At 67.7% G+C, this 11453-nt stretch carries 3 protein-coding genes; all 3 read right to left on the bottom strand.

All coding sequences use genetic code 11. From position 1 onward, the window contains the following. Positions 1-158: 158 nt before the first annotated feature. Positions 159-2543 carry a Tex family protein gene (locus ACF08N_RS00800; RefSeq protein ID WP_392322377.1) on the bottom strand — a complete coding sequence of 795 codons (2385 nt, stop codon included), beginning with the start codon at positions 2541-2543 and terminating at the stop codon, positions 159-161. Positions 2544-2647: 104 nt separating this feature from the next. Further along, entirely contained in the window at positions 2648-3145 is a 498-nt protein-coding gene (locus ACF08N_RS00795) for a hypothetical protein (protein ID WP_392322376.1), read from the bottom strand. A gap of 73 nt (positions 3146-3218) precedes the next feature. Beyond that, the gene (locus tag ACF08N_RS00790) at positions 3219-10883 is read right to left on the bottom strand and encodes a DNRLRE domain-containing protein (protein ID WP_392322860.1); all 7665 of its coding nucleotides are present in this window, start codon (positions 10881-10883) and stop codon (positions 3219-3221) included. Positions 10884-11453: the final 570 nt, after the last annotated feature.

The raw sequence follows: 11453 nt of genomic DNA, 5'->3' as shown, positions 1-11453 counted from the left end.
ACGTTTTCCTGTCGTGGCGGACGGGCTGCGGACGGCCGAGTGCGTGCGCACCCCGCCCGAAGCAAAGTGCTTGCGACCCGCAACCATTCGGAGCCCAGTGGGAAGCCGGAGCGGGGTGGGGGAGACCTCCCCCACCCCGCCCCGGGCCCGCGCCGCGCTCAGCCGCGCCGGCCGCCGCCCTTCGGGTCCAGCAGCCCCGCCTTGCGCAAGGCGTCCGCCATCGCGCTGTTCGCCGGTGCCGGGGCCTGACGCGCGCCCCCGCCACCGCCGCCGGTGCCCGCGCCGCGGCGCTCGCGCCCGCCGCCCTGGCGCTGCTGAGGCGGACGCCCGCCGCGCTCACGCCGCGGCGCGCCGGCCCCGCCCGACGGTGCCGCCGCCTCGTCGTCCAGCCGCAGGGTCAGCGAGATCCGCTTGCGCGGGATGTCGACGTCGAGCACCTTCACCTTGACCACGTCGCCGGGCTTCACCACGTCGCGCGGGTCCTTGACGAACGTCTTCGACATCGCCGACACGTGGACCAGACCGTCCTGGTGGACACCGACATCCACGAACGCCCCGAACGCGGCGACGTTCGTGACCACGCCCTCCAGCACCATTCCGGAGGCCAGGTCGCCGATCTTCTCCACGCCCTCCTTGAACGTCGCCGTCCTGAAGGCGGGACGCGGGTCGCGCCCCGGCTTCTCCAGCTCGCGCAGGATGTCCGTCACCGTCGGCAGACCGAAGGTGTCGTCCACGAACTCGGACGGCTTCAGCGAACGCAGCACCGACGTGTTCCCGATCAGCGAGGCGACCTCGCCACCGGTCGTTTTGACCATGCGCCGCACCACCGGATACGCCTCCGGGTGCACGCTGGAGGCGTCCAGCGGGTCGTCACCGCCGCGGATCCGCAGGAAGCCCGCGCACTGCTCGTACGCCTTCGGGCCGAGCCGCGCCACGTCCTTGAGCGCCTTGCGGGAGCGGAAGGGGCCGTGGGAGTCCCGGTGGGCCACGATGTTCTCGGCGAGGCCCGCGCCGATGCCCGACACACGCGACAGCAGCGGCGCGGACGCGGTGTTGACGTCGACGCCGACACCGTTCACACAGTCCTCGACCACCGCGTCGAGGGAGCGCGACAGCTTCACCTCGGACAGGTCGTGCTGGTACTGGCCGACACCGATCGACTTGGGGTCGATCTTCACCAGCTCGGCGAGCGGGTCCTGCAGCCGCCGCGCGATCGACACGGCCCCGCGCAGCGACACGTCGAGGCCGGGCAGTTCCTGGGAGGCGAACGCGGACGCGGAGTACACCGAGGCCCCGGCCTCCGACACCATGACCTTGGTCAGGCCGAGCTCCGGGTGCCGGGCGATGAGGTCACCGGCGAGCTTGTCGGTCTCGCGGGACGCCGTGCCGTTGCCGATCGCGACCAGCTCGACCGCGTGCTGCTTCGCCAGGCGGGCCAGCTTGGCCAGCGACTCGTCCCACTTGTTGGCCGGGACGTGCGGGTAGATCGTGTCGGTGGCGACGACCTTGCCTGTCGCGTCCACGACCGCGACCTTCACGCCGGTACGGAAGCCGGGGTCGAGTCCGAGCGTGGCGCGTGTGCCGGCGGGCGCCGCCAGCAGCAGGTCCCGCAGGTTCGCGGCGAAGACCCGCACCGCCTCGTCCTCGGCGGCCGTACGCAGCCGCAGCCGCAGGTCGATGCCGAGGTGGACGAGGATCCGCGTCCGCCAGGCCCAGCGCACGGTGTCGGCCAGCCACTTGTCACCGGGCCGACCCTGCTGCGCGATGCCGAAGCGGGCCGCGACGATCCCCTCGTACGACGAGGGACCCTCCACCGGCTCCTCGGGCTCCAGGACGAGGTCGAGGACCTCCTCCTTCTCGCCGCGGAACATCGCGAGGATGCGGTGCGAGGGGAGCTCGGTGTACGCCTCGGCGAAGTCGAAGTAGTCGGCGAACTTCGCGCCCGCCTCCTCCTTGCCCTCGCGGACCTTCGCCGCGAGCCGGCCCCGCTTCCACATCCGCTCGCGCAGTTCACCGATCAGGTCGGCGTCCTCGGAGAAACGTTCGGTCAGGATCGCCCGCGCGCCCTCCAGTGCCGCGGCCGGGTCCGCGACGCCCTTCTCCGCGTCGACGAACGCGGCGGCCGCCGCGAGCGGCTCCACGGACGGGTCGCCGAGCAGCCCCTCCGCCAGCGGTTCGAGCCCGGCCTCGCGGGCGATCTGCGCCTTGGTGCGCCGCTTGGGCTTGAAGGGCAGGTAGATGTCCTCCAGCCGCGCCTTCGTGTCGGCGGCCCGGATCTGCGCCTCGACCTCGTCGGTCAGCTTGCCCTGCTCGCGGACGGACTCCAGAATCGCGGTCCGCCGCTCCTCCAGCTCTCGCAGATACCGCAGCCGCTCCTCGAGCGTGCGCAGCTGCGCGTCGTCGAGCATCTCGGTCGCTTCCTTGCGGTAGCGCGCGATGAACGGCACGGTCGACCCGCCGTCGAGCAGCTCGACGGCCGCCTTCACCTGCCGCTCGCGTACGCCGAGCTCCTCGGCGATCCTGCCTTCGATGGACGTGGTCACGGTTTCCCGACTCGCCTTCTCGTGCTGGCTGTGCTTGAGCCTGCATTGTGCCGGGTGCCGCCCTGCCGTGTCGCGTGCCCGCCCCATGCGCCGCGGCGGACCCCCTAGACGCGGCGGAAATCGCAGTCGTAGGAGAAGTCGGCGGGGTCGACGAGGAGCAGCTGAAGGAACATCCGGCCCTCCTGCAGCCCGAAGCTCAGGGTGTGGGCCTTCTGGTCGCGCACGAGATCGAGCTGCTGCGGAATGTTCTTCGTCGCCTTCAGGAGGCGCCACTGCGCCGGTCCCGATGCCTTTTGCACACCGCTGTCCCTGTCGTATTCCACAGGAAAGTCGGTGATTTCGGCGGCGCCGCCCTCCTCGACGGTGAACGTCGCGCCGCAGTCGCCCTTCCAGACGCCGATCACTTCGGCCTCGGTGACCGCGGGTGCGGGATCGGGATAGGCGGGGGGTATCCGACCGCATGCGGCCGTGAGCGATACCAGGACTGCCGCGCCCGCAACGCGCGCCCTGAGGGAAGGGAAGTTCACGTCGTGCCTTTCCGGGGGGAATATGGCGAGCCGGACGGCCCCGGTTTCCCGGAGCCGTCCGTCTCGGTGCGTCATCGGTGTCATCGCGGGCTGCGGGATCGCATCAACCTATCACCCGCTCGATGCACCGGTCCGCGGTGTCTTTTCCTCAGATCCACCCGCCGCCACCGGGGGCGGGCTCCCATTGCGTGGTCTCCGGAATCGGCTCCACCGATTCGTGGTCCGAGGTGTCACTGATGGATATCTCCTCGGTCCAGGAGATGTATTGCGTCCGCTCGGACATGTCGCCGGTGGCGAAGTAGATGTCGTTGAGCGGTCCGGCGACGAGGTCGTCCCAGGCATCGCTGTAACCCACCGGCGGCGGGGGCCGGGTGGCCGAATTGATGGTGCTGGAATTGTCGATGCTGAACCTGACCGTCATCGTTCCTTTCTTCTTGTTCACGGACTGGACCTCGAAGTTGAGGGTGTACGACCCCAGGAACGCGGCGGACTGGTTCGAGGTGAAGTCGTCGAAGAGCATCTTGGCGCTGGCGACCGCGTCCCCGCCGGCGGCGAGCTGGTAGGGGTATTTCTTCTCCTCGCCCACACCGATGCCGCCGCTGGTGAGCTGGTCCGCGACGTACTGCCGCGTTTCGTTGACGTGCCGGCTGTCCATGAGCGTCTTGGTGAACTGGTTGTCACCGTTCAGGTACCGGTGACGCGGCCCAGAGTCCGTCGCCCATTCAAAGCCGAGCCCGATCGCGGTCGGATCGCTCTCCGTGCCCTTCACCGACTCGGGGACGAGCGGCTCGACCAGGTGCAGGCCCTTCGCGACGTCATGCATCGCGTAGTTGACCCCGGTCACGTACACGGCCGAGAACACGATCTTGGGCCCGATGCACTCCATGTACGGGATGCACCAGTCGTGGCCGTCGATCTCGACGTTCGTGGTGGGGTTGCCGCCGGTGAACGCGTACCGGTTGCCGGTGTAGGGGTCGCTGCCGAGGCTCATGTCGGCAAGTGCCCCGTTGTACATGTCGCGGCTGGTGAAGCGGTTCAGCCCCGGGTTGTAGTCCCGGAAGCCCATGTCGTACGTGCCCGACTGGGCGTCCCAGCGCTTGGAGTTGTAGCGGTAGGCGTTGTACGCCTCCTTCGTCGGGTCGGCGGCGTCGGGCTTGTCGATGCCGGTGAACTCGGAGTCGTCGTCCTTGCCGTAGGCGGTGTAGCCGTAGGTGGACGTGGTATCGCCCGTGGTGCCGGTGAGGGTCTCGACGTCGGTGTGGCTGTTGTAGCCGTAGACGCCCAGTTCCTCGGTGCCGCCGGTGCCGTGCGTGATCTGCGACAGCCGCTCACCCCACGGGTTGTACTGGTACGACTTGGTCAGCGCGCCCGCGACTTCCTCGCTGAGCACCTCGGTCGACAGGCCGAGGTAGAAGAAGTCGGTGGTCTTGCCGTTCGCCGTCTTGGACGTGGTGCGGTCCAGCGGGTCGAACGCGTACCGGGTGGTCGTGCTGCTCGTCCCGTTGTCGTCGAGCTTGGTGTTCTCCACGACGTGGTCGAAGCCGTCGTACTTCTTGCTCTCGATGACCTTGCCCGCGGCGGAGACGCTCACCAGACGGCCGAACGGGTCGTACGAGTAGCCGGCCGTGACGCCGTTCGCCGTGGAGCTGAGCAGCCGGTTGCGGTCGTAGGCGAAGGTCGAGGAGACCCCCTTGACCGTCTGGCTGATCACATTGGCGTTGTCGTCGTGGACGTAGGTCTCGGTGCCCGCACCGTTGCCCGTCTTGACCGCCTTGGCGAGCCGGTCGACCGGGTCGTAGGTGTAGGCCGTGGTGGAGTCGAGGTACGCCGCGTGGTTGTCGGCGTTCATCTTCTTCGCCACGTCCTGCGCCTTGTTGCCGTTGGCGTCGTAGGCGTAGGTGTGCGACGAGACCAGCGTGCCGTTCGGCTTCTTCTCCGTCTGGCTCTTCAGCAGGCTGTTCAGGTAGTAGGTGTGGTCGGCCGTGTTGCCGTTGGCCTTGGTCTCCTTCAGCGTCTGACCACGGGCGGTGTAGGTGTACGAGGTGACCTCGGGCGAGGTGTCGCTCGCGTTCTTGCCCACCGACACCGAGGCGACGAGACCGCGCACGTCGTAGGTGTACCGGGAGAACTGGCTGGGGTGGGTGACCGTCTCCGGCTGACCGTTGGGGTCGTAGGTGAGAGAGGTCGCCTTCTTCTCCAGGCCGGCCAGCGACTCGGTGACCTTCTGGACCTGGTTGAGGCCGTTGTAGGTCACGGCATAGCTGTCGACCTTCGCACCCGTGGAGGTGTCGCCGATCGAGGTCAGGTTGCCGTTGAGGTCGTAGCCGTAGGTGAAGTCGAGCTTCTCGGTGTCGATGTCGAGCGTCGTGTCACGTACCAGCTTGACGGCGTCGGCGACGGCCTTGCCGCCGCTGTTCTGCGCCAGCGTGATCTTGTCCGTGTTGCCCTTCTTGAAGGCGTACGAACCGAGGCTCACCCAGGTGCCGGCCGCCGTGTTCTGGTTCACGGTCGTGTCGGTCGGCGTGCCGTCGTGGGTGACGGTGTACTTCGCGGTCGTGGCTGCGCCGGTGACTTGCGGGAACTTCGCGTAGGCGGTGTAGGTGCCGTCCTGCGGCACGTTCAGCGTCCACGTGAAGGCGTCCGTGCCCGCGCCGGCGGCGTGGGTGCGGTGGCCGTAGCCCTGCTGACCGGTCGTGTCACCGGTGGTCCAGGTGCCCGTCGCCGAGGTGTTCTGGCTGTCGGAGTCGTCGACCAGCACCACCTGCTGACCGACCGGAACGCCCTCGTCGGTACGCGCCTTGAGGCTGCCGTCCGGGTGGTACGTCCAGCCCATCGTCCGCGACGAGGAGCCGCCGGCCGAGGTCAGCGTCCGCGAGGTCTGCTGGCCCAGGTCGTTGTACTGGTAGGACGTGACGATGTCCCACGGGTCGGTGGCCGTCTTGATCCAGCCGTTGTCGAAGTACGCGTACGACGTGTCGTTTCGGGTCGTCTGTCCCTCGGACGGCGGGGCCGACACCTTCGTGACGCGGCCGACGCGGTCGTAGAACGTCTGCGTGTAGACGTTCGGGCTGGTGTACCGGGAGTCCGCCGGGTCGTACGGCTTGAACTCCTTGACCGGGCGGTTCAGCTTGTCGTACTCGGTCCTGGTGGCGAAGTCCTCGGTGGCGGCCGTCGCGGTACCCCGCGGGGAGATCACCTTGGTCCGGTTGCCGGCCTGGTCGTACTCGAACTTCGTCGACCGGACCGTGGTGCCCTCGTACGGCACCTTCTGCTCGACGACCTTGCCGCGCTCGTCGTACGTGACGGTCGTCGTGTTGCCCTCCTTGTCCGTCGTGGCGACGACCAGCGAGTCCTTGTCGTAGGACTGGGTGGTGTACTTCCCCGCCGCGTCGATGCTCTTGACCGCACGGTGGTTCAGGTCGTACTCGGTCTTCGCCACGAAGTCCGTGGTGTCGGCGGTGAGGTTCTTCTTCGGGTCGACGACCGTCACCAGGTTGCCGACGTTGTCGTACTCGTACGACAGCTTGTCGCCCTGCGCGCTCACCACGCTCGTGAGCTGGTAGATCGTGTCGAAGACATTGGTCGTCGTGTACGACCCCGCCGTGGCGCTGGCCTCGTTGCCCTTGGGCTCCGTGGTCTTCGTGACGTTGCCGACCTTGTCGTACGTGTAGGTCGACTTCCGCGGCGCCGTGTTGTTGTTGGGCGCGGCGGTGCTCGCGGTGATCTGGTCGGCCAGGTCGTACACCGCGGTCGTGACGGCGCCGTTCGGAGCCGTCGTGCGCACCACGTTGTCGTTGGCGTCGTAGAGCGGGGCGGGCTTGGTGATGTACACGCCCGCGGACTGCTCCTTGGGCACGGTGTTGACCAGTGGACGCCCGAACGTGTCGTACGTCTGCGTGGTCTTCGTCCCCAGGGCGTCGGTGACCTCGGTGACCTGACCGCGCACGTCGTAGACGAACGTGGCCGAGTCGTTGTTCGCGTCGGTCAGCCGCTTCGGGTAACCGACCGGGTCGAAGTCACTGTTGGTGTTGACGTTGCCGTTGGCGTCGGTCGTCTTCGTCAGCTGCCCGTGGACGTCGTAGTCGTACGACGTGGTGTAGTCGCCGGCCGTGCCGGTCGTGGCGACGCCCTTGGGGTCGGTGACGGTCTTCAGATTGCCGAAGGAGTCGTAACCGAACTGCCAGGTGCGGCCCTCGGGAGACGTCTTCTTGAACAGGTCGGCCGAGTAACCGTCCAGACGGGTCTGGTACTCGAACTTCTGGGCGTTCGCCGGGTACACACCGGGTGCGCAGTCCGACTGCGGCGGCACACCCGCCTTGTTGTTCTCGGCGTCACGCTGCCAGAGCGGGTAGCCCGACTTCTGGTCGTAGCAGTACGCGGTCTTCGCGCCGTTGGCCTCCTCCATGTAGGTGACGTTGTTGTCCGCGTCCCACGACATCTTCGTGGTCTGCGCCTTGGCGTTGGTCGTCTGCACCGGACGGAGGAAGTCGTCCGTCACGTAGTCGGTGGTGTGGTTCTCGGCGTCGGTGACTTTGGTGTCGGTGAACTTGGTGTTCCCGGCGTTCACGGCATACGTGAAGCCGGTGGCGCCGTTCATCCGGTCGGTGACCGTCTTGGTCCACCAGTGGTACTTCGGGTCGTCGCCCGTCTGCGGGGCGTAGTACGCCATGCCTGTCGCGTTGCCGCGCGGGTCGGTGGCCTTGACCAGCTTGACGTTCTTGTTCCCCTGCGTGGCGTCGTAGGTGAACTTGAAGTCCTTCGGCTGGGACGAGCCGGCACCGTCGGTGAACTGACCGAGCAGGCCCTTGTCGGTGTAGTAGAAGGTGATCTTGCGGCCGGAGATGTCCGTCATGGACTTCACGTGGTCGTAGATCTTGGAGTTGGTCAGGTTCGAGCCGGTGACCTTCGCGCCTGTGGCGTCGATGTACTCGTAGCTCGCGTCACCCTTCTTGTAGTAGTCGAGGGTGAGCGTCTGACGGCCGGCCGGGTCCGTGATGTAGGTCAGGAACTTGGTCGGCTTGTTGTTGGACTTGCGCTCCTCGTAGGTGAACGTCTGCGTGTTGCCGTTCTTGTCGACCGTGGACGTCATGTAGCCGTCGCAGCCGAAGAGGAAGCGGGTGCCGTCGGGGCGGGTCAGCGTCCAGGCGTCCGGGACCGGGTCCTTGGTCGGCTTGCAGTCCAGGCCCGACTTCATCGTGACCTTGTAGTGGACACCCGCGGGTGCCTTCCACGAGCCGTCCGGCTGCTTGCGGAAGACGTGCGTGGTGCCGTCCCCGTCCGGGAGACGGATCTCCGTCGGGTTCGGGTTGGGGTGGAAGTCCAGCGGGGCGCCGAGCCGGATCGGGCCGGAGACCTGGGCGGACCAGCCCGCACCGAGGACGGTGTCCGAGGTGTCGAGCGAGTTGTACGCGAACCGTGCGAACGTGTTCAGACCACGGCCGGGGTTGTTGATCGCGTTGTACGACCAGACGCTGTTGCCCGAGCCCAGGTTGTTCATGACCGTCGAGCCGGCGCCGGTGTTCTTGCCGGTGTAGCTGTAGAACTTCTCCAGGCCGAGGCTGTTGGAGGTGGGGTCCTCCACCGCCACGTTCTGCTTCAGCGACGGAATGCCGCCGGTCCCGCCCGACAGCCAGGTGCCGTCCGAGATCTTGCGGACGTCCCAGCCCAGCACGTACTCGCCCCGCTTGTTGCCGGAGTCCGAGTTGATCGGGGTGGCGACCTTGGCCTGGATCGTGGCCGACTTGCCCGGCAGCAGCGCCGGGATCGCCGTCTCCAGCTGGTTGCCGCCGGTCGTCACGTCCGTGCCGTCGGGCAGCTTCCAGGTGTAGGAGAGCTCCCGCTCACCCGCGGCCCACGCCGAAGCGGTGGTGTTGGTGACCGTGAACTCCACCGTGTACGTGGTGTTCGGGGTCATCCGGGACGGGGTGGTCGGCGCGTAGTACGTGTCCTCGGTGGTCGAGTCGACGTAGATGACCTGCATGTACGGGCGCAGCTGCGGGTCCGCGGCCTCCGCGTTCAGGAACAGGGTGCGTTCCTGCGGGCCGGTGGTGGACTCGTCCTTCAGCTTGACCGCGACGCCCTTGTTGCTGGTGGGCGTCTTCACCCAGCCGTTCATCAGGCTCGTGGCGTCCCACCAGTGGCGTCCGACCTCGGACATGCTCGCCACGGTGTCGGAGACGGTGGCGGACATGTCACCGCCGGCCGTGGTCCACGCGGTGGTCGAGTTCGCGTTGTTCCACGTGGCCTGGGTCTCGGTGAAGTCCCGCGTCAGTGCATGGAGTTCATAGATCGCACCGTTCGTCTCCGTGGTGGTCTCGGCACCCCACATGTACATCTTGTTGTCGAGCACCGTGGCGGTGGTCGGGATCGACGTGGTGGGGAACTTCAGCACCGCACGGGTCTTGCCGTAGGTGGAGGAGTTGTTGCCGACGCTCAGCCACTTCTGCCCGACGCCCCAGGACTGGATGGTGTCCTGGTTGGTGGTCGGCTGGGCGGAGGAGAGCGTGGTGTCGGTGACGCCGCCCTGGCTGCCCTGGATGATCTTCATCGTCCGGCCGGCCTTCGGGATGCCCACCACACGTGTCGGCGAACCGAGCAGCTCACCGCCCTTGGTCTTGACCGCCAGCTGGTAGAAGTACGACTTGCCGATCTCCGAGGAGCTGGAGTCCGGGGTCGGCACGGCCGTGGTGTCCGTGTACGTCGTCGCCGCGGCCGGGATCGGCGCGATCAGCGTCGCGGCCGACGGGGTGAAGACCTGCTGCGTGGAGCGGTGCAGCTGGTACTCGACGATGTCGAGATCGCTGTCGCCCGTGCTGTTGGAGTACTTCGACCAGGACAGCTCCGGGCCCGTCGAGTGCACCACGGTCGGCGAGTCGAGAGCCGCGCCCACCTTGCCGTAGGTCACCGTCAGCCGCGGGTAGGAGGAGGTCTCACCGCCGTACGTGTTGCCGTCGGCCGCCTCGTAGCGCGGGCCGCCGGTCAGCGCGGTGGACGACTCGTCGGTCGCCTTGAGCACGAAACCGTGGTTGGCCGCGGTGCCCGAGACCCACTTCTGGACGGTGTCGGTGACCGCGAACTTGTGCCACTGGTTGTACTCGCCCGTGTTCTTCACGATCGAGCCCGGGTTCACGAGGCGGATCGAGTCGGCGAGCGTACGGGAGGTGGAGCTGCCGGTGTCGCCGAGGACGATCTTGCCGGTGTTGCCCTTGGAGAAGTAGCGCTGGGTGGTGTCCAGCGTCTTCCACACGCCGCCCGTACCGGTCTGGTTGACCGTGTAGTTGTTTGTGCCGTCCCGGTGCGTGACGGTGTACGGCGCGGCCGTGGCCGCGTCGGACGCCGCCGGGTAGTGGACGTCGACCCGGTAGCTGGCAGTCTCCGGGACCTGCGGCTGCCAGGTGTACGTCTCACCGGTGGCGGTGTTCTTGTTGTACGCGTAGTCGTCGTTGGTGGCCGCGCCGCCGGTCGTGGCGCCCTTCGGCCACTCGCCGACCGCGGCGGTGCCCGGGTCCCCGTCGTCCTGCTGGACGGTCGTGCCCGAGAGCTCGCCCACCAGCGCACTGGTGTTGGACCAGGTGGCCGTCGACTCGTCCCACGCACCGGTCGCCCGGTAGGCGCCGATGGTGACGTCGTTGCCGTTGGTGGTGTGCGCCTGGTCGAAGTACATCTCCAGGCGCGCGGTGTCGACCTTGGTGCCCGAAGGGATCTCGTCCAGCGGGAACTTGATCAGCGAGCGGGCGATGCCCGTGCCGGTCTTGCCCGCCGACAGCTTCCAGCTGGTGTTGAAGTTCACCGCGGACTGGTCGGACAGGACCATGGTGTCCTGAGACTGGGACGGGCCCGGTGTGACGGTGATCGTGGGGTCGATGACGACCGGGTACTGCCGCTCCTTCGCCGCGAGCCATTCGGCGTCCGGCGTGACGGTGAGCCTCCAGCTCTTTCCGTCGCGGGCGAGCTTCTGCGCGACCTTGGTGGAGTACGTGCCTCCGGTCGGCGACAGCGGGTCCTTCTTCGCGTCCGTCATGTACGGAGCGGGGATGACCATCACCGGTGTGCCCGGCAACTCGCCGAAGAGCGCGATCGAGCCGTCCTCGCGCGCCTTCGGCGTCAGCCCCTCGGTGTCGAGGGTGAAGGTGTACGACACCGGCCCGGACGGCGCCGCGTCGAGGACGATGTTCTCCTTGACGTGGCCGCGGCCGACCACGTACTGGAGATCGGCGCCGCCCGCCGCGTCCTCGTACGTGATCGTGTCGCCCTTGGCCACGGGCTTGAGCCCCTTGGCCGCGCCCTCCAGCCCCAGGGTGACCGAGCGGCCGTCCGGTGCCGCGAAGCGCATGAGCTTCTTCGGGTCCGATCCGAACCAACTGCGCCCGGCATTGGCGGTGTT

Origin of the sequence: Streptomyces sp. NPDC015127, assembly GCF_043080095.1 — a bacterium.
GTDB lineage: Bacteria > Actinomycetota > Actinomycetes > Streptomycetales > Streptomycetaceae > Streptomyces.
The sequence above is the reverse complement of the archived record's forward strand: the minus strand, read 5'-3'. Positions and strand labels throughout refer to the sequence as shown.